The organism is Chryseobacterium koreense CCUG 49689, assembly GCF_001045435.1.
Classification (GTDB): domain Bacteria; phylum Bacteroidota; class Bacteroidia; order Flavobacteriales; family Weeksellaceae; genus Kaistella; species Kaistella koreensis.
This window is the reverse complement of the sequence record NZ_LFNG01000013.1, coordinates 92,873-113,230: the sequence shown is the minus strand read 5'-3', so window position 1 is coordinate 113,230 and position 20,358 is coordinate 92,873. Positions and strand designations below refer to the sequence as shown.

General features: G+C 40.8%; 16 protein-coding genes and 1 tRNA gene. 5 read left to right on the top strand and 12 right to left on the bottom strand.

Annotated elements, in window-relative coordinates; all coding sequences use genetic code 11:
- Positions 1-90: 90 nt before the first annotated feature.
- Complete coding sequence (locus ACM44_RS10775) at positions 91-1,086, bottom strand: T9SS type A sorting domain-containing protein (protein ID WP_160304016.1); 996 nt, start codon at positions 1,084-1,086, stop codon at positions 91-93.
- A gap of 573 nt (positions 1,087-1,659) precedes the next feature.
- Between ACM44_RS10775 and ACM44_RS10770 the strand changes: the two genes are divergently transcribed.
- The gene (locus ACM44_RS10770) at positions 1,660-3,246 is read left to right on the top strand and encodes a helix-turn-helix domain-containing protein (protein WP_160304014.1); all 1,587 of its coding nucleotides are present in this window, start codon (positions 1,660-1,662) and stop codon (positions 3,244-3,246) included.
- 126 nt (positions 3,247-3,372) lie between these two features.
- Here the strand turns inward: ACM44_RS10770 and ACM44_RS10765 are convergent, their stop codons facing one another.
- The 5 genes from ACM44_RS10765 to tuf all read right to left on the bottom strand — a co-directional run bounded on the left by ACM44_RS10765 (position 3,373) and on the right by tuf (position 7,878).
- Positions 3,373-5,658, bottom strand: a complete 2,286-nt coding sequence (locus ACM44_RS10765) for a T9SS type A sorting domain-containing protein (RefSeq protein WP_048500047.1) — start codon at positions 5,656-5,658, stop codon at positions 3,373-3,375.
- Between the two features lie 126 nt (positions 5,659-5,784).
- Positions 5,785-6,327 carry a transcription termination/antitermination protein NusG gene (gene nusG, locus ACM44_RS10760; RefSeq protein ID WP_048500046.1) on the bottom strand — a complete coding sequence of 181 codons (543 nt, stop codon included), beginning with the start codon at positions 6,325-6,327 and terminating at the stop codon, positions 5,785-5,787.
- Positions 6,328-6,341: 14 nt separating this feature from the next.
- Entirely contained in the window at positions 6,342-6,548 is a 207-nt protein-coding gene (secE, locus tag ACM44_RS10755; protein ID WP_048500045.1) for a preprotein translocase subunit SecE, read from the bottom strand.
- Positions 6,549-6,561: 13 nt separating this feature from the next.
- Positions 6,562-6,632 (bottom strand) — tRNA-Trp (locus ACM44_RS10750).
- A gap of 58 nt (positions 6,633-6,690) precedes the next feature.
- Positions 6,691-7,878, bottom strand: coding sequence for an elongation factor Tu (gene tuf / locus ACM44_RS10745; RefSeq protein WP_048500044.1), 1,188 nt, complete (start codon positions 7,876-7,878; stop codon positions 6,691-6,693).
- A gap of 287 nt (positions 7,879-8,165) precedes the next feature.
- Here tuf and ACM44_RS15025 point away from each other — a divergent pair, with 287 nt between their 5' ends.
- Complete coding sequence (locus tag ACM44_RS15025; RefSeq protein ID WP_083993715.1) at positions 8,166-8,816, top strand: very short patch repair endonuclease; 651 nt, start codon at positions 8,166-8,168, stop codon at positions 8,814-8,816.
- Between the two features lie 159 nt (positions 8,817-8,975).
- On the opposite strand, the gene ACM44_RS10735 is transcribed toward ACM44_RS15025, so the two are convergent.
- From ACM44_RS10735 to ACM44_RS10715, 5 genes are all read right to left on the bottom strand, one after another.
- A complete protein-coding gene (locus ACM44_RS10735) occupies positions 8,976-12,083 on the bottom strand; it encodes an efflux RND transporter permease subunit (RefSeq protein ID WP_048500043.1) in 3,108 nt (1,035 codons plus the stop codon).
- A 107-nt stretch (positions 12,084-12,190) separates the two neighbouring features.
- Positions 12,191-13,279, bottom strand: a complete 1,089-nt coding sequence (locus tag ACM44_RS10730) for an efflux RND transporter periplasmic adaptor subunit (protein WP_048500042.1) — start codon at positions 13,277-13,279, stop codon at positions 12,191-12,193.
- A 7-nt stretch (positions 13,280-13,286) separates the two neighbouring features.
- Positions 13,287-14,498: a TolC family protein gene (locus tag ACM44_RS10725; RefSeq protein WP_048500041.1), complete on the bottom strand. Its 1,212-nt coding sequence runs from the start codon at positions 14,496-14,498 to the stop codon at positions 13,287-13,289.
- Positions 14,499-14,627: 129 nt separating this feature from the next.
- Positions 14,628-15,977: a sensor histidine kinase gene (locus tag ACM44_RS10720; protein ID WP_048500040.1), complete on the bottom strand. Its 1,350-nt coding sequence runs from the start codon at positions 15,975-15,977 to the stop codon at positions 14,628-14,630.
- Positions 15,974-16,657 (bottom strand): response regulator transcription factor, encoded by a 684-nt coding sequence (locus tag ACM44_RS10715; protein ID WP_048500039.1) that lies wholly within the window; start codon positions 16,655-16,657, stop codon positions 15,974-15,976. Before ACM44_RS10715 ends, ACM44_RS10720 begins: the two co-directional genes overlap by 4 nt.
- A gap of 158 nt (positions 16,658-16,815) precedes the next feature.
- Here ACM44_RS10715 and miaA point away from each other — a divergent pair, with 158 nt between their 5' ends.
- On the top strand, positions 16,816-17,724 hold the full coding sequence (miaA, locus tag ACM44_RS10710) for a tRNA (adenosine(37)-N6)-dimethylallyltransferase MiaA (protein ID WP_048500038.1): 909 nt from the start codon (positions 16,816-16,818) through the stop codon (positions 17,722-17,724).
- 53 nt (positions 17,725-17,777) lie between these two features.
- Positions 17,778-18,338, top strand: coding sequence for a thioredoxin family protein (locus tag ACM44_RS10705; RefSeq protein ID WP_048500065.1), 561 nt, complete (start codon positions 17,778-17,780; stop codon positions 18,336-18,338).
- A gap of 23 nt (positions 18,339-18,361) precedes the next feature.
- Here ACM44_RS10705 and ACM44_RS10700 read toward each other — a convergent pair whose 3' ends face one another.
- Positions 18,362-18,997, bottom strand: a complete 636-nt coding sequence (locus tag ACM44_RS10700) for an MBL fold metallo-hydrolase (RefSeq protein ID WP_048500037.1) — start codon at positions 18,995-18,997, stop codon at positions 18,362-18,364.
- Between the two features lie 125 nt (positions 18,998-19,122).
- On the opposite strand from ACM44_RS10700, the gene ACM44_RS10695 reads away from it, so the two are divergent.
- The gene (locus ACM44_RS10695) at positions 19,123-20,334 is read left to right on the top strand and encodes a type IX secretion system plug protein (protein WP_048500064.1); all 1,212 of its coding nucleotides are present in this window, start codon (positions 19,123-19,125) and stop codon (positions 20,332-20,334) included.
- Positions 20,335-20,358: the final 24 nt, after the last annotated feature.

Here is a 20,358-nt window from a genome sequence, read left to right as displayed (position 1 = left end):
TTATCGGAAAGATGAGTTAGAGGCATCTTGAAAAAGAAGAAGGAATCCGTAAATGGTATTTACCGGATTCCTTCCTGTGGAAAATAGTGGCTAATTTCTCAGCTTTCTTGCAAGCTCTTCACCACTCTCTAATTTTGCCTTTACAATATAGATGCCTTTTGCGAGGCTGATGGCATTAATTCTAACTTCCTTGCTGTTGTTTTTGTGGCTTCCGGTCATTTTTCCAGAGAGGTCGTAAACGTCAACCTGAAGGATGTTTTTGTTTGGGGATTTCACCACGAAGTCTGTGCCGTCTTTGTAGGCATCTATGGTGCTTTTTACCGTTTCAGAAGTTGCAAGCAGCTTCTCGCCGCGCACAATGATGTCATCAATGATGAATCCGCCACCTGTCCCGTAACCTTCGTCCACAACCATTCGGAAAGCCAGCCGGAAGTTCGCCTGGTTGCCTCTGTTGGCGGGCAGGGTCAAAATTGCCGTTTGTACACCGGAGTTCCCATAGTACAATCCGCCGTTAAAAGTCCCGTGTTCGCTGGTTACCCCGCCTTGTCCACCGGATTGGTCCATTGCCCAAGATGCGCCCCCATCAATTGAGGTGTTCACCGTTCCATAGTCGTAAATCTTCCCTGCCTCTACCTCACCTGTGCACCGCCACTTGAATTCTACCGTAATATTTTTGTAGCCCACGGTGGAAATGCCCACATGCGCCCATCTTGTGGTGTAAAAAGGAGGGTTTGGAATGGTGGTTCCATCCCAGGTTCTGAACGGCTGATTGGGTACATTGGGATTATTGCCGTTAAAAAAACCCATTCCGAGAGATCTGCCGGAAATAGGCATCACATTGGGGTTACCACCCGCCGCATCATTAGAGAAATTCCAGACATGGCGGTAGTTTCCATATTGTGTGTCAGTGGAACTAGACAACCATTTGTTGTTGGCCGTTACAGCCGATAAAATGGTGTTGGTGAAGGTTCCGTTATTTCCGTCAAAGTTTTGTTGGTAAATAATTTCTTGCTGAGAGAACAAGGAGTTGGTTGCAAGCATTGAAATGCAAATCGCAATGCTTTTAAGGAGGGAGATTTTGATCATATTTTTAAGATTAAATATTAAAATTTGCTGTCGTGCAATTTCCGGATAATCAATAAGCCGGTCGGGTTGAGATTTTAACCAAAACATTGCTGTTTTTTGAAAAATATTTGAAATTTCGGGTACTTGTTTGGTGGTATTTTAATAAAGAACCCTAAAAAAATTTGGTTTAAAAAATCATGCACAAATAAATTAAGATTTGACTTCATATGAAAGATTAAGTCTATCCGTTTTCGGTAATTTGCAAAACTGTTTTCTTTTTCATTGTTGATAGTCAGTGTTTTGTATATCTCAATGGGTTCTTTTTGAAGCGTAATAAGCAGTGTTTAGAGATAGGGATTATGATTTTTATCAGGGTTTTGCCTCTTGAATTGTCATTTATTTTTACCATATTTCGGGAAATTCGATTTATTTTTTATAATTTAGGCTGCTGTAATCGTTTTAGCCATAAAGCGTTTTACTTCTTTTTTTTATAAATTTTATATCATTAAATTGAATATTCGGAAGGTATTAGAGAAAATAGATATGGGGGTTTTTCGCTTTTTTGAAGAAGTTGTCTTTCCCCAGGGTGTAGGCATGATGTGTCTTTTTTTTGTGTTTTGGAGCAACTTTTTTGCGGCGCAGAAAGTCGTAACTGAGGAAACCATCAATAAGCAGTTCGATACTGCGCTTCATTATGTGACTTCTGATAATCCCGAAAAGGCAATCCCCATATTGAATGAAATAAACAATAACTGCAAAAAAATTGGATACAAGTCCGGCATAGCCAGAGTGGGCAATGCGCTGGCGATTATCTATTTCAATAGTTCAGACTATAACAAGGTCATTAACCTTAGCGATGATTTTTTAAAGGCCGCAGATGAAGTGCAGGATTATGGGAGAATGTCTCAAATTTACAGGCTGAAAGGTTGCGCATATTCGGAACTTGGATTGCTGAAAAAGGGGGACCAGGAGTATAGTTTGGCGCTTCATTATGCCGAAAAAATTAATCCGGGAAATCCAAAATATTATGCGCTTAGCGTTATTTATGGCAACCTTGCAAGTCATCTGATCAGAAGCGGCACTCCCTGGAATTCAGTATATGCCAATATCAACAAAAGCATCGCAGAAGCAAAAAAAATTAGTGAGACGCAGGAGGATTATATTTCCAAAAAATATAGCCTTATTGCTTATTCCTACATAATTCTTGCAAACGAATATTTCAAATCCGGAGACCAGGAGAGGGCCGGAGAATATTATTTGAAAGCGCTCAAGATACATGAGTCAAAACCTGTCCCCCTGGTGGAAAAGGTGGTTCTAGTAAGCGAGTTGGGCTCTTTTTATAATAGCCGGAAAGAATATGATAAAGCGGTGGAATATGCTGAATATGGACTTGCTCTGGAGAAAAAGGCAAGTTTTCCGCAGCTTAGGAAGGGGCTTTTCGAGACGCTTTCCAAATCTTATCTCGAACTCCACGAGACAGAAAAATCCAGAAAATATTTGGAAATGTTCACCGCTTTAAATGACAGCATCTCCAATATCGACAGAAAGACATTGAGCAACACCGTTTCCAAGCAGGAACAAGAGTATAACGACAGCATTAGCAGGCGCACTTATGCCTACGCTTTGCTAAGTTTGATTCTGATCGCTTGCGGTACTGCGTATTTCTTGTATTACAAAAAGAAAAAACAGGGACAGATCCAAAAAATTGAAAACCTCTTAAAGCAACTGAAGGAACAAAAAGACGAACCCGCAAGATTTGCTGACACTGGCAGCAATCAAGATAGCCTGATCAATAAAGAAGAAGATATTGCGATAATGCCGCCGGAAGCCGAAGAAAAACTGCTGGAAAAACTCCATGACTTTGAAAAGCAGCGGCTTTATCTGGAACGAAAGGTTTCATTGCCCTATGTTGCTTCAAAGATCGAAACGAATACCAAGTATTTGTCTTATATTATTAAAAAACACAAAGAAAAGGATTTCAATAAGTATATCAATGATTTAAGGATCGACTATATTATACGAAAAATCAGTGAAGATCCCGCATACAGGCAATACAAGATCAATGTTTTAGCAGAAGAAACCGGCTTTTCTTCTCATTCAAAATTTGCAACCGTTTTTAAGGCCAATGTGGGGATTTCTCCCTCAGAGTTTATCAGATATGTCAACAAGAAAGGAAATTAAAGTTGAGCATTGTTCTTAAACCATTGCGATTCTATTTCAAATAAATGAAAACAACGACTTCACTCCAAGTCGTTGTTTTTTAATGATATAAAAGATTTAATTTGTTCTATTTAGGTCTTTATTGAATTAGCGGCCGACAACAATTTTTTTGATTATTCTTTGCATGCCAGAATCTACAGTAAGGAAATAAACTCCGTTAGTTAAATTTACTGGAATTTCGGTCAGACCATTTAAATCATGAGTTTGTGAGAAAACCATTCTTCCGGAAGCATCTGAAATATTAATTTTTGCATTTTTTAATGCAGCAATCGACTTGATTTTCAAAGTGTTTTTCACCGGATTCTCAACAGATATTTCGTTCATCAGCTGATGGTCTGTTGCAGCCAAGGACTGGTCATTTAAGATTTCATTTAACGCAAACTGCACGTTCGGGTCGTTCAAAGTCACATGATTTTGGTTCGTGGACGGGACATAGTAAGCTGCAAAAGGCGTATTAGAGGAGGAATTGATATTGGCATAATAATTTCCGCCATTATTGCTTACTGCCAAAGAACTTACCGCGGGAATAAAGTTGAAATACATTATTTTCAGATTGTTCATAAATTCTGTCAGCATTGGGTTTCCAGTGGATGAATCGGCTAAATTGGAGATATCAAACCTACCTCCCGGCGCGGAATCCAGTCCGTCAGAGGTCGCGGGTGATTTTGCACTGGCCGTACTGGTATAAACAGAAATCCAGAAAATAATCCATTGCTGACCTTGGAAACTGCTGATCTGTGCGGTTGCGTTTTTAGCTGGAGTGAAGTTGGTTTTGATAATCGCCCTTTGCGTGGAAGAGGTGTTAAAAGTGTGATCCAATACCACCATTCCTGGAGTTCCGGTCTGGGTTCCATTCCCTGCTCCGTTGCTTATGGCAATATTTCTGATATTTTGTGGGAATCCCATCGCGTTCAGCTCATTTTGAAAAGACGTTCTGTAATTGGGTGCGCCTACAGGAAGGAGAATGGCAGGGTCAAAATCTGTCGTGCTTCCCGTTTTCAGGTGGCCTTCGAAATGATCGAGCAACATTTGCCTTGCCGCAGGACTTTTCAGCATTCCATTGACCACGTCCTGCATGGTGGTGTCGCCAATCGGTCCAAATCCCATGTAATTAAAAAGATGTTGAAATCCTAAAGGAACATTTGCGCCCAAATGAGGCGAATCAAAAGAAAGATAAAGTCTGGTGTCTGGATTCAGGCTGTTTTGCTCCATATATCGAAGCGCATATCGGGAAATCAGACCGCCCATACTTGGTCCTATCACCACATTCTTTGCAGTTCCCACTTTTGCAGCATTGATCTGATTGAGCAATTCGACTAAAATCATTGCATTTCTTTGGATGTAATCCACGCCGCCATCAATGATTGTACTTGTTCCCGGCCTGGTGTAAATTGGAAAATTGAGCACAATGATGTCAAAACCTTGTGCGCGAACCAAGTCTCCCAAATTTTGGTTGGTGCCATAGTTCAGGAGTTGATATATCGCTGAAGTATTGCGGGTGTCACCCGGATCAAAACCGTCCACCAAAACGATCGGTTTATCTAAGACACCGTCATTTCCCATATAGACCTCATATTCGCCTAAGCCAAGAAATGCAGCAGTTTCTGCAAATCCCTTATAGGGAATCGTGGAAGAAATGGGAGTGACAACATTTGGATCGAAGCTTTTTTTTTGCAATCCTTCAGTGGCCCGTTTTTGATACTGAACATTGATGACGAAAGATTGTGTGAGAATTTTTCCATCGGTGAAATGAATTTTGTAAAACACTTCATTCAATCCATTGTTCGGGAAGTTAAGATGAAAAGATTGATCCTGCATGATGATTTTCCAGGTTTTTCCGTCTTTAATTTCAATAAAAGAAACGGATCTATCAGAGGTGTTAAAAATCAAATCTGATTTTAGAATAAATTCAGGATGATTTGATTTTGTTTTTCCCAAGATTGGCGCTAGAAGGTTGATCTGGTTTTCGTCAAAAACATTTTGTGCATTATTGGTAATGACGTATTGGTTCTTGGAATTTAGGGAAACCTGCTTAGATTCTAATGCAGTTGGTTTGATGTTTTCGAAATCGGTAATGAGCAGTGAAATTGGGATCTGATTATTGGTGAAACCATGGTCTGCTTTGGATTTGATGATTTCCAGTTTGGGCAGTCTTTGCAAAAAATCGGCACGCTGCATTTCGTGGTAAATCTGCAAGAAATTCTGTGAAGAAATTTTCAGAGGTTGAAGTTCCCTAGCTTTGGATACGGCAAAAACTCGATCGTATAGAATTTTGCTTTTTGTGTTGTCTTTTAGAAGATCGAATGTTTGATCTTGGGCAAAGAAAAAGACACAGAAAATCCATGAGAAAAAGAATGTAAATTTGATTTTCATAATAGTTATTTTCTTCAAATATATACATTCTTTGAATATAATTCATTAAAATGGTAAAAATTGATTATTTGGGTCAAAAAAAAAGACCGCTCTTTTGAACGGTCTTTAATTTGTAATGAAAGTCTCTTATACTTTTTCTACTTGCATATAGCTTAATTCCATCGGCGTTTTTCTTCCAAAAATCATTACCGACACTTCGATTTTCTTTTTGTCTTCGTGCAGTTTTTCGATAGTTCCGTTGAATCCGTTGAAAGGTCCATCGATCACTTTCACGTTTTCGCCCACTACAAATGGAATGGCTGTTTCTACCGCGAATTCTGAAAGTTCATCCATTCTTCCGAGCATTCTGTTTACTTCAGATTTTCTCATTGGAACCGGATCGCCACCTTTGGTTAAGCTTAGGAATGAAATTACTCCAGGAATATTTTTGATAATATGTGGAATTTCACCGACCAAATTTGCTTCTACCATTAAGTAACCGGGATAGTAAGGTTTTTCTTTTGGCACCTTTTTCCCGTTTCTCATCTGGATAACTTTTTCCATAGGAATGACCACCTGAGTGACGAAATTTTCAAAACCTAGTCGCTTCATTTCGTTCTCAATATAAGTTTTCACCTTATTCTCCTGTCCACTGATGGATTTCAGCACATACCACTTCAAGTCACTCATTTTGGAAAATACTTTTAATTAAAAAGGTTGATGAAGAGGGTCAAAATATCATTGATGATCTTGCTAAACGCGGAATCCACCCCAAAAGTAAAGAGCGCCAAGATTACAGTGGCCACAGCGGTTACAATTGTTGAGGATTGCAGGTCTGACCATTTTGGCCACTCTACCTTATCTATAAATTCGTGGTAAGAACCTTTTAAATAGTTGATTAAATTGTTCATTATCTCAATTTTGCACGGGCACAAGGATTCGAACCCTGATCAACGGTTTTGGAGACCGGTATCCTACCATTGGACGATGCCCGTAGATTAAAAAACGTTGTTAGCGCACAAGCGCTAACAACGCTATTATGTGTGGTGTAAATTAGTCGATGATTTCAGTTACCTGACCTGCACCCACTGTTCTACCTCCTTCTCTGATCGCAAATCTAAGACCTACGTTAAGAGCGATTGGCTGAAGCAATTCTACAGTGATTGTCAAGTTGTCACCTGGCATTACCATTTCTACACCCTCTGGCAAGAAGATTTCACCAGTTACGTCAGTAGTTCTTACATAGAACTGAGGACGGTATTTGTTGTGGAATGGAGTGTGACGACCACCTTCTTCTTTAGAAAGGATATAAACCTCTGCTTTGAATTTTTTGTGTGGCTTCACAGAACCTTGCTTAGCGATAACCATACCTCTCTTGATGTCGGTTTTTTCAATACCTCTCAACAATAGACCTACGTTGTCACCAGCTTCACCTCTATCCAAGATTTTTCTAAACATCTCAACACCTGTTACAGTAGAAGTCAGTTTTTCATCACCCATACCTACGATGTCAACAGGATCTCCGGAGTTGATAACACCCGCTTCGATTCTACCTGTAGCTACAGTGCCTCTACCAGTAATAGAGAACACGTCTTCAATCGGCATCAAGAATGGCTTATCTTGCTCTCTTACCGGCTGCTCGATCCAAGTGTCAACAGCATCCATCAGTTCTTCAACAGTTGCAACCCATTTTGGTTCGCCGTTAAGCGCACCAAGAGCTGAACCTTGGATTACTGGAGAGTTGTCACCGTCATATTCATAAGAAGAAAGAAGATCTCTCAATTCAAGCTCTACAAGCTCTAGCAATTCTGGATCATCTACCATGTCAACTTTGTTCATGAAAACAACGATTCTAGGTACGTTTACCTGGCGGCAAAGAAGGATGTGCTCTCTTGTTTGAGGCATTGGTCCGTCTGTAGCAGCGCACACAAGGATCGCTCCGTCCATCTGAGCAGCACCAGTTACCATGTTTTTTACATAGTCGGCGTGACCAGGACAGTCAACGTGAGCATAGTGTCTTTTTTCTGTTTCGTATTCGATGTGTGAAGTATTAATAGTGATACCTCTTTCTTTTTCTTCTGGTGCAGAGTCAATTGCAGAGAAATCTCTTTTTTCAGCAAGACCTTTATCAGATAATACTTTACTGATAGCAGCAGTAAGTGTAGTTTTACCATGGTCAACGTGACCGATGGTACCAATGTTCAAGTGCGGTTTGTTACGATTAAACGTTTCCTTTGCCATGATTCAAATTATTTATTTAATTAATTATTTAATTTTTCGGTTTGCAAATATAGTGAATTTTTGAAAATCAAAAACCATTTTATTAAAAAAAGTTTTTAATATTCAATCTCATTAAGTTACAGCACAACCTGTTGTGCAAAAACCGGAATGCAAATTTATGGAATTTTATTGTAAATTTAGTTCCAGAGATCTCTTTTATGAAAATTTTAAATAAGCGTTTTTTTTATCGATGGTTTTCCTACATCATCCGCATTGTGCTACCTTTATCCTAGTAATCAGGTCAACTCATGGACAAACTCACCCCCGAGCAACGCCGAAAAAGCATGCAGGCCAACAAATCCAAAGGAACCAAGATCGAGATTCTTTTGGGGAAGGCGCTTTTTGCGAAAGGTTTAAGGTATAGGAAAAACAACAAAAAAGTGCATGGAACTCCGGATTTCACCATCACCAAATATAAAGTCGCCATTTTTGCTGACGGCGATTTCTGGCATGGAAAAGATTGGGAAAACCGCAGGAGGAAACTCGGGGCAAATGCAGCTTTCTGGTTTGAAAAGATTGAAAGGAACATGGAGAGAGATTTTAAAGTGAACGAAAAACTTCGAGACGAAGGATGGACCGTCTTAAGATTTTGGGAGAGCGACCTTAAAAAAAATAGAGAAGAAATAGCGTTTTTCGTAAAGGAGATTGTTGATTTTAAAAAACAGAAAATTTTGGAATCCAAATTTCTCCGAAAGCAAATGCTCCATGCAAAAAAAGAATCCCTAATCCAAAACTATCTGCAAAGAAAAAACGACGATTTCCCTCAACGTTTGAAGAAAACCGCCGTGAAATATACCCGGGAATTTCTTTATCAAAAATATCCCGAAGAGGAATTCACAATCAAAGTGGCGGGAGATCTGCTGCATTTTGGAGCTCCCAAAAAAAGAGAACCAAGATAGATGATGCAAATACGACCAATAGCTAAAAACTCCCTTTTTTATGCCATCAAGGCTGGACAGAACAATGATCACCAAGGAATTTCACTGAAGTTTAGGGGAGATATTGAACAACCTCCATCACTTGAAGTATGAAATCCATTTATGCAGATTGGCACCTCATTAGTCATTGACAAAAATCTCCGTCTTTTTCGTTCTGTTGAAAATCCAGAAAATAATTGGAAAAATCAGCAACGTCAAAACAGTTGCCGTCACCAAACCTCCTATAATAACTATAGCCAAAGGTTTCTGAGATTCGGAACCGATTCCGGTAGAAAGTGCTGCGGGCATCAATCCGATCGAAGCCATCAAAGCGGTCATTACAACTGGTCGGGTTCTTACTTTCACGCCTTCCAGGATTCCGGCGGCAACATCCATTCCCGATTTGATGTTTTGGTGGAATTCGGAAATCAGGATCACCCCATTCTGGATACAGATCCCAAAAAGCGCAATGAAGCCGACTCCCGCTGAAATCCCGAAATTAATCCGGGTGAGATGCAGCGCTATAATTCCGCCAATTAAGGCGAAAGGCACATTGGCCAAAACCAAAAGTGAATCTTTCAAGTTTCCAAAAAGGATGAATAATAGGAAGAAAATCATCAGCAAACTGATCGGTACTACCTGTCCAAGACGTTTTGTTGCCCGTTCCTGATTTTCGAACTGGCCGGTCCATCCCACAGTGTAACCTTCGGGAAGCTTGATTTGAGCCACTTTTTTTTGGGCTTCAGCGATTGTGCTTCCCAAATCCCGGTCTCTGACAGAAAACTTTATTCCAATATACCTTTTGATATTGTCTCGATAAATAAACGCGGCACCATTATCTGAATGGATTTCTGAAATCTCCTTTAGTGGAATCAATGTTCCGGCCTGCGTCGGAACCATCAGTTGGGCAATATCGGTTTCGTCTTTTCGGTATTCTTTGGCATATCGGATTCTGATGTCGAATTTCCTTTCACCATCAAAAAGTTCCGAGGCGGTGACCCCACCGAAAGCCGTTTCCAAAACGGATTGCGCATCAGAAAGTGCGACTCCATACATCGCCATTTTATTCCGATCCAAAACCACGCTCACCTCCGGTTGACCGATGTTTTTAATGATTCCGGGCTCTTTCACTCCCTCTACATTTTTGATGACACTGAGCACCTGTTTCGCATATTTATCTAAGGTATTGAGATTGTCTCCGTAAATTTTCACGCCGTTTTCTGCCTTAAAACCGGCTACCGCTTCTGCCACATTATCAGAAATGGGTTGCGAATAATTATAGGTAATTCCTTGATATTCTTTTAATTTCGTGTCAATTTCTTCGATCAGTTCATCCATGGTTATTTTTCGGGTCCATTTCTCTTTGGGTTTCAAATTCACGCCAAACTGCACGAATCCAAATCCATTCGGGTCTGTTCCGTCATTGCTGCGTCCGGTTTGCGCCAAAACTCCAGTTACTTCCGGAAATGACATGATCGCTTTTTTCAGTTTATCTGTGGTTTGCAGCGATTGATTCAAACTGGTGCTCATGGGCATTTCGGCAGTGACCCAAAGTGCGCCCTCGTTGAGCGGCGGCAGGAATTCCGTACCCAGAAATTTACCGGAAAATAATGTGATGCCTAAAAAAGCAGATGCAATGATCAAACTCAGTTTTTTATGTTTAAAGGTCACGGTAAAACCTTTTTCCACGATCCTCTCCCAAAACAGTACAAACGGATTGTGCTTCTCTCGCACATTTTTGTTCAGCAAAAGGTGGGAGAGAACCGGAACCAAAGTCAGGGTGAAAAGCAGCGCTCCCAAAAGTGCGAATCCCAATGTGAAAGCGAGCGGCGAAAACATTTTACCTTCCACTTTTTGAAAAGAAAAGATGGGAATCAGCGAGGTGATGATGATTAATTTCGAAAAGAAAATTGCTTTGCCCAATCCTATTCCGGTGTTTTTGATCCAGCCTCCTTTCGCCAGTTTGTTGAAGCGCTCCATTCCATATTTTTTCGCTTTGTGATCAAGCATGACGAAAATTCCCTCTACCATGACCACCGCTCCGTCAATGATAATACCGAAATCTACCGCACCGAGTGAAAGCAGATTCGCACTCATTCCCATCATTTTTAAACTTAAAAAAGCAAAAAGCAGTGAAAGCGGAATGATAATCGAAACGATAAGCGTGGTGCGCCAATCCGCCATAAAGAGAAACACGATCACCGTCACAAAAATAATTCCTTCGATCAAATTATGCATGATGGTGTGCGTGGTGAAATCCATCAGGTTTTCCCGGTTATAGAACGTTTCGAGTTTTACGTCTTTCGGTAAAATCTTGTTGTTGAGTTCGTCAATTTTTGCCTTTACCAGTTCCAGGACTTCTACCGGATTTTCGCCTTTCCTCATCACGATGGTTCCTGCTACCACATCGTCTTTATCATTGTAGCCGGCTTGCCCCACTCTCGGCAGGGATCCTTCCTGAACGGATGCCACATTTTTGACCAAAATCGGATTTCCATGGTCATTCCGGATGGTGACATTTTCAATATCCTGAATGGATTTCAGCAAACCAATTCCGCGAACCACATAGCTTTGGCCGCTTTTTTCAATCAAGTCTCCACCTACATTTAAATTGCTTTTTGAGACCGCATCATAAACCTGGGAAGTCGTCAAACCGAATTGGTCCAGTTTTCTGGGATCGATGCTTAATTCAAAGATTTTTTGCTGGCCACCAAAAACATTGATGTCTGCAACTCCCGGAATTCCACGCAGTGCGCGATCAACCACCCAGGTCTGCAAGGTGAGCAATTCGCGGGAATCTTTTTTAGAGCTTTTCAGGACATACCGGTAGATTTCGCCAGTTGGTCCATATGGAGGCTGAACTTCCGGGGAAGTGCCATCTGGTAAATTAACGGTTCGCAACTGGTTGTTCACTTGCTGTCTTGCGAAGGCATCGTCCACGCCGTCTTCAAAGATAATTTTAATGATGGAAAGTCCGAACATCGTGGTACTTCGCACACTGGTTTTTTTCTGGACCGAACTCATCGAAAGTTCAATCGGTGTGGTCACGAAACGCTCCACTTCTTCGGCACTTCTTCCATTCCACTGGGTAATAATCACAATTTGGGTATTGGTCACATCTGGAAATGCCTCAATCGGCATATTCTTAAAACTGATGAAACCGGCGATCGCCAAAATCCCGACCCAGACAAAGGTAAACGCCTTGTTTTTAATGGAAAAAGCGATGATATTTTTGATGAACTTGTTCATTTGATTGGAGATAGGTTTTTCGAGTTAGGAGATGTTTGAATCTGGGTTGAATACATCCATTGTGAATCAATCTGACAGCGAATCGATGCGCCTCATCGGCAAAAGGATTATTCGCTCAAACTTCTGTACAAAAGCAATTGGTTGGTGGTGACAATTTTGTCTCCCGCACTTAAACCTTCAGAGATAAAGGTTTTGTTATCGTTTTGTTTCAGGACTTTTACCTCTTGAACTTTGATGTTGTTTTGGGATTTGAAAACGACTACGAAATATTTGTTATCGTCGAAAATCATGGCTTTGGTAGGGATGGATACTGCGGTGTTATTTTCGGTGCTTACTACTTTGATGGTCGCCTTGCTTTCGGGAATCAATGTTCCGTCCGCATTATCCAAAACCACTCTTGCCTGCATTGAATTGGTTTCCGGATCGATGATTTTAAAGATTTTATCGATTTTTCCGTAATAGATTTTTTCAGGATTAATCAGTGTGGAAACTTCCGCTTTCATTCCGATGGCAATTTTGTTGATATCGCTTTCATTCACATTCACGATGGCCCAAACTTTGGAGGTATTCGCCACATCGAAAATATTGTCAGTTCGGTCGCTTCTCAGCTGCATGTCTTTGTTGATGTTTTTCTGCACGATATATCCGCTGATCGGCGAAGTGACAGCATAGATATTCCCGTTTTTCACGCTATAAATCTGGCTTACCTGCTGCGATCTTCTCAGCTCGTCCTGTGCTTTTGAAACCTGGCTTTTCGCCTCGATCACATCTTTTTCTGTGCTAAGCTTCCCTTCATACATTTCCTTTGCGACACGGAGATTGTTTTCAGCAACTGCGAGTTCCGTCTTTGCCGTGCTCAAATCCCTCTGAAAACCTGCAACTTCGGTAGATCGAATTGTTGCCAAGACTTGTCCCTTTTTTACATAATCGCCCAATTCAGCGTTTACGGAAATCACGTTTCCTCCCACTAAAGGAAAAATGTCGATGTATTGATTTCTGTCTGCACCAATTTTCCCGAAGAAGCGTGTTTCATCACTGATGTATTCTTTTTGCACTTCTGCCAGTGTCATCGTTTTCATCATGGTATTGCTGATCACGAATGCTTTTTCACTTTGCTCTTCTTCTTTTCTTATTTCGGTTTTTCCGCATGCAATCAGGGTGAAAGCCACGAATGCAAATAATATTTTAGATTTCATTTTTTCTTTAGTTAAAGATTTTGGTTTGGGTAAGGCGGCTCAGTTCTTCAGCAGAAATCAGGACTTGTTTTTGGATTTCGAGCAGTTGAAGCGTGGCTTGCTTGTAACTGTCCATGAAATCCGTAAATTCTAGGAGCGTCACGTTTCCGCGCCGGAAATTTTCGGTCATTCCCCTATATACGGTTTCCAAATCCTGCACATCTTTTTGCGGCATTTCCTGGTACATTTGATATTGGTTGTCCCAGGTCTGATAAGCAGAAGCCACGGCATTCATCAAACTCAATTTCTTAAAATCGGTGTTTTTTTGGGATTGCTCGATCTGCATTTGTGCCTTTTTCACGTTTCCTTCATTCCTTTTCCAGAGGGGAATCGGGATGCCTACATTGAAGTTCACCTCGTTTTGGTAAAGTCCACTCGATTGGTTCCATTGCAATCCAGCGGTCAAATCCGGAATATTCATCGATTTTTGAAGGTTATAGTTGACCTTGTTATTTTCGATGGCCTTTAAGCTGAAAAGATAATCCGCATTATTTTGGAGTGCTTGTTGCTGCAGCTCCTCCAGATCTTGAAGTGGTGCGGATTTTAACAGCTCATTGGATTCAGCTACTGAAAGCTCAGGAACAATGATTTGCGGATTCCCGGTCAAGGTCATCATCGTTTGGTTCAATGAAACAATCTCGTTATTGATTTGGATTTTATCGTTGTTTAAACTTAAAACTATCGCATTGAGCCGAACCTGGTCTTTCAAAGAAATATTTCCCTTTTCTGTTTGAACGCGGTATGCCTTTAGCAAATCGTTCATATAACTAAGCTGGTTATCAATGTTTTTAATTTTTTTCTGGTCAAAGTAAAGGGCATAAAACGTTTGGCGAAGCTGCGACTTCAAATCCACCAAAAGCTGGTTGAACTGAAGTTGGGCCAGTTCCTTATTTGATTTTGCGTACTCAATTTCGAGTTTTCTTTTTCCGCCAAGCAGAAAAAGTTGCTGAACACCGGCGCTTTTGGAGGGTCCCAGATTAAAGAAGTTGGGCTTGTTGGGATCCATCATATTGGCCTCAAAATTCACTTGCGGCAAATCCCAGATTTTTGCCTGCATCATATCGGCATCATTGAAGCTGATTTGATATTGCTCGGCAATCAGTTGAAGGTTGTTTTTCAGGAATTCTTCCTCGCATTGCCGCAATGTTTTAAACTGCTGCGAAAAGCAAAGAAAAGGCATGAATAGCAAGATTACACACTTTTTTACCACGATCAAATTATTTGGATTTATCGGGTGCAAAGGTTCGGTATTTAACTTAAAAGCATCTTTAAATAAGCTTAAAATAAGCTTAAAAATGGCTGTTTCGCCTTATTTTACTGGAAAGTTCAGTTCGAAAATATTGGTTTCCGGGAGCTCCTGATGGTAGGAAATGGCTGCGTCATGAAAATCCAAAATACGCCGGGAAATCCGGAGACCCAAACCGGAACCGGCTTTTTGTTGGGAATTATTGCCCCGTTTGAACGCATTGAAAATTCGTTCGGAATCAGCCTCGGAAATAAGCTCGCCGCGGGATTTCACTTTCGCGGTCAGTTGGGTTTTATTTTCTTGGATCTCAACCTCTACTTCGGGTTTGGTGGAATATAGACAGGCGTTTTTGAACAGGTTGATGAAGACGATTTCCAAGAGTGGCTTGATTCCCTTCACGGTCAAATTGCCGGATTCATTTTCTTCACTGATATTGAAATTCAGCTCAAAATCACTGAAATTGCTTTTCACTTTTTCGAAAGCATCAAAAATCACCTCATCCAAACGGACCTCTGAAAAATCCTCTTTCAGGTGCTCTTCCTCCAGCTTGGAAAGCAGCAGCAGCGAATTCACGGTGTCTGAAAGATGGTACACTTCTCCGGAAATTCCACGGATGTAATTTTCTGATTCTGGGTTCTGGTTTTTCAGTTTGGCCAGATTCTCCAGCTGGAACGCAATTCTGGTGAGCGGAGTTTTGATTTCATGGGATGCGCTTGCGGTAAATTCTTTTTGCGAAGAATAGGATTTGTCAATTCTTCCGAGCATCGTGTTGAAAACTTTTGCGAGCAGGTTGATTTCGTCTTTCTTTTCGGTTTCGGGCAGTCTTTCGGTGAGGTTGTTTGCAGAAATCCGCGTGATTTTTTGCTGAAAGACGTCCAGGGGAGCCATCATTTTTTTCGCAAATGAAAAGCTCAGGATCCACATCAGCGCAGAAGCCACAAAAAAAGAAACCAGGACCAACGTTCCCAAATAAGAGAGTTTTTCTTTTCCCATGATGTCGGTAGATTCTATCAGGAAGTAGTGGTTTTTGATTTTTTCGCCATAAACCTCGGAATTTTTTTCGCTGTGGTACACTTTGTGTTCTTTCTTCATGGTCACCAAATCCTCCCGGTCCCAATCGACAGTTTTGTCTTTGATGCTGCTGTACACCAAATCGAAATTTTCATTAAAAACCAAAATTTCCTCCTGCTGAATGGAATAGGTCGGCGTGTTGTAAATCTTGGAAAAATCCTTGATGCGGTCTTCGTCTTCATCAAAATAATTGGCCACCGTGGAAATCCTGTCTTTCAGGATCGCGACAAATTCGTCTTTGCGGAATTTTGCAAAAAACAGGTAAATGATGATCAGGATAAATCCCAAAAAAAGGGAAAAGAGCAAACTGAGGTTCAGCGCAATCTTATTCTTTATATTCACTTCTGGGCTTTTAAGTAATAACCAAATCCGGAGCGGGTGTGGATTAATTTGGTGTCAAAATCTTTGTCGATTTTCTTGCGCAGAAAGTTGATGTAAACCTCCACGGTATTGGTGTTGGTATTGAAATTATGCTGCCAAACCAGCTCCGAAATCTGCTGTTTGGAAAATGTTCTGCCCGGATGTTCTGCCAAGAGCAAAAGGAGTTGAAATTCTTTCACGGTGAGTGCGATTTCTTGACCATTTCTAAAGACTTTCTGTTCCGTTTTGTTGATGCTCAGATTCTCTATGGAGATTATTTCGTCACCGGATTTGTTCTCGGTACTGTTTCTTCTGGTGAGTGAATTGATCCGCATCAGCAATTCCTCAAACTGGAACGGTTTTACCAAATAATCATCTGCCAATCGGTTGAAAGCATCCTTTTTGTCGGAGAGATCCCCATAAGCTGAAATCATGATGATCGGCGTGTTTTTGTCTTCGTTTCGAATTTTTTCGCACACGTCCAAACCGTTCGTTTTTGGAACGTTGATGTCGAGAAGGTAAATGTCATATTGATTTTGGTGGACTTCAGTCAAAAAACGGTCCCCATCATATACTTTTTTTACTTCAAAATTATTTTGTTCCAAAAACTTCCCCAATTCAGCAGAGAGAATAAGGTCATCTTCCAATAAAAGAATTTTCATAATTATTAAGATATATGCAAATTTAATAAATTATGATTGATGAAATGGAGTTTTATACTCATTTGAACACGAAGAAATGGTAGGCGGAAACAAAATTTTTTGCCACAAATTTCCGGGATTCGTGTATTAGAATTTTTTTATTGACATTTGCACACCAAATGAAAACCTTAATTTCTGTCATAGGAACCACCGGAATCGGCAAAACCAAACTCGCCATCAATATTGCGAAACATTTCGGAACGGAAATCATTTCCTGCGATTCGCGGCAGTTTTTTAAAGAGATGAAAATTGGGACTGCAACTCCGTCCAAAGAAGAGCTGGATCAAGTACCGCATCATTTCATCGGCAATCTTTCCGTGAAGGATTATTATTCCATCGGGCAATTTGAAAAAGACGCCGCAGAGAAGTTGGCAGAACTTTTTCAAAAACAAGAGGTCCTGGTCCTGGTCGGCGGAAGTATGATGTATGAGAAAGCGGTGATCGAAGGTCTGAATGATTTGCCGGAAGCAGATGACGAGAACCAGAAAAAGCTTCAGCAAATTTGGGACGAAAACGGAATCGGGGAACTTCAGGAAATCCTGGAAAAACTCGATCCGGAATATTACAAAACCGTGGACAAGGACAATCCCCGACGTTTATTGAGAGCCATCGACATTATCTGGCAAACCGGAAAAACCTACACGGAAAATATCAGTTCAAAGATTAAAAAGCGGGATTTCCAAGTCATCCGCATCGGCATTGAAGCGCCGCGTGAAATTATTTACGAAAGAATCAACAGGCGTGTGGACCAAATGATTTCCGATGGTTTGGTGAAAGAGGCGGAAGAATTGATTCCGTTTAAAAATCTGGTACCGTTGCAAACCGTTGGCTACACAGAACTTTTCAAGTATTTTGATGGAGAGTGGGATTTGGATTTCGCAATTGAAGAAATCAAGAAAAATTCCCGCCGTTTCGCAAAAAGACAACTCACCTGGTACCGAAAAGAAAAGAATATCAACTGGGTGAATTTTGAAAATTCGCTTCAGGAATCCTTATCTTTGCTACGTAGTTTGAAACTTGAAACTTGAAACTCGAAACCTCAAATCTACCTGTCGGCAGACAGGCCTTAAAAAAAATTATTATGGCAAATACTCCTTCAAATATGCTGGAACTCGGAACCAAGGCTCCGTTTTTTGAACTTCCGAATCCTTCACACGGCAACGAAATCCAATCCCTGAACGACCTGAAAGGGGAAAAGGGAACTTTGGTGGTTTTCATGTGCAACCATTGTCCGTTTGTGCTCCACATCATCGATAAACTCTCTGAACTGTATGAAGATTATCAGGAAAAGGGAATCGAGTTTATCGCCATCAATTCCAACGACGTGGAAAAATACCCTGCAGATTCACCGGAAAAAATGGTGGAATTTCAGGTGGATAAGAAATTTGACTTCCCTTATTTATACGATGAAAGTCAGGCGATTGCAAAAGCTTACGACGCTGCATGTACCCCGGATTTTTATTTCTTCGATGACAAACTGGACCTGATTTATCGCGGACAGATGGATGATTCCAGACCGGGAAACAGCAAGGAAATTACTGGCGAAGACTTGATCATCGCGTTTGAAAATCTGCTTGCAGGCGAACCGCAGGAAGAGATTCAAAGACCAAGTATGGGCTGCAATATCAAGTGGAAAAATTAAGCCGGAAGCCTAAAGAAAGTCTCTTAAAAAAAGGGATTGTGTTTTTTTTCAAAACCAATCGCGGTGGGATTTCCATGACCGCTGAAAACTTTGGTGTCACCATCCAAAACGAAAAGTTTAGTTTTGATGCTCTCCAAAAGTTGCTCGTGATTTCCCTTGTATAGATCGGTTCTGCCGATGCTTCCTTCAAATAGGACATCTCCGGAAATGACGAATTTTTGTGCTTGGTTATGAAGAGCGATATGTCCGGGAGAATGTCCTGGAACATGAAGGATTTCAAAGAGGTCTTCACCTAAATTAATCGTTTCACCTTCTTTCAGGAATTGGATTTCACCGGAAAACGGGCTGAAGAAAAAACCGAACCGATTCGCATCCATCGGATTTCGGTCTAGAATTTCCTTTTCGGTTTCATGCATCAACACAGGAACTTGGTAATGGTCATGAACGGTCTGCAAACCTAAAACGTGATCGATATGTGCATGAGTGAGCACTATATTTTTGACCTTCAATTGGTTTTTAGCAATGAAATTGTTCAGGATCCCGGTTTCGTCTTCCCCAAAATTTCCCGGATCGATGATGAAAGCGTCTTTCTCTTCATTGAGGACTACATAAGTGTTTTCTGAAAATGGATTGAATGTGAACGATTGGATTTGAATCATGACTGATGATTAATGATTGATTGCAAAATTACGGCATTAAATTTTTCTTTGGCTCATTTTCGATGAGTGAAGAACAAAAAATCCATTCGCAATTTTCTGTCGCAAATTTCGTTATCTTCGTATCGATGAAACAGCTATCTTTTTTCCTGATCGTTTTCAGCACTTTTCTTTTTGGTCAGCAGATCAGAAGCGTGCAGTTATTTAATCCGCAAACCAATGATGAAACGCCGGTGATCGGTTTTAATGAACAGTTGATTTTGAGGTTTGACGATCTTTCCAATTCCAGCAACATTTACCGGTACACCATCAAACATTATGACCGGAACTGGAATGACGACGGACTTTTCTTCACCGAATATGCAAACGGAAGCTTGAATGGGATGATTGACCAGTTTCAATATTCTTTCAACACCTTGCAGGCCTATACCAACTACACATTGGTTTTCCCTAATGATAAAATTCAACCGAAAATTTCCGGAAATTTTGAGCTGATTGTCTATTACGATGCTCCCGGAAAACCGCTTTTCACCAAGAGATTTTGTGTGGTAGAAGACGGCGCAAATGTCGCTTTGAATGTAACCAGAACAGCAGATGCCAGAAAACCGGAAATCAGACAAAGAGTGGAAGTGCAGGCGATTGGAAATAATCCGGTTTTAAATTCCAATTTGAACTCTGTTTCCTTAAATGTTGTTCAAAATAACAATTGGAATGTTTCCGTCCTTAATCAGAAGCCGAGTACGGTTTTGGGGAGCAAGCTGCTTTTCCAGCAGATGAATTTGACTTTTCCCGGAAATAATGAGTTCTATTATTTTGACAACAAAAATATGATGGGCACATTCGACATGGTGGCGAATGGCGAAACTATTGACGGGGTGAATTATACTTATCTCTATCCGGTTTGGGCGTATCCGCTGAATTATCAGTACCAACCGGATGTGAACGGTGCCTATTATTTCAGGAGAAATGATTTGGGAATCGAGCGGAATGCTGATCGCGAAGCGGATTATTCCTGGGTTTATTTCGCGCTGGATTCTGAGAAAACCGATAAGGAAATCTTTGTTTTAGGCGGGTTCAATGACTTTATTCCCTCGAAGGAAAACCAGATGGTTTACGATGAAAAAGCTAAAAAATACATCGCCAGTATTTATTTGAAACAAGGATTCTACAATTATATGCTGGCTACAAAAAATCCCGATGGAACTTTAAATTTTGGGGAAATCAACGGGAATTTTTGGCAGACGGAAAATCTCTATCAGGCGTTTCTGTATTATCAACCTTTTGGAAGAAATTATGACGGACTGATTGGTTACGGAGAATTTCGGACTCCGGTGAGATGATGCTTAGGTTTTTCCGGGACCACC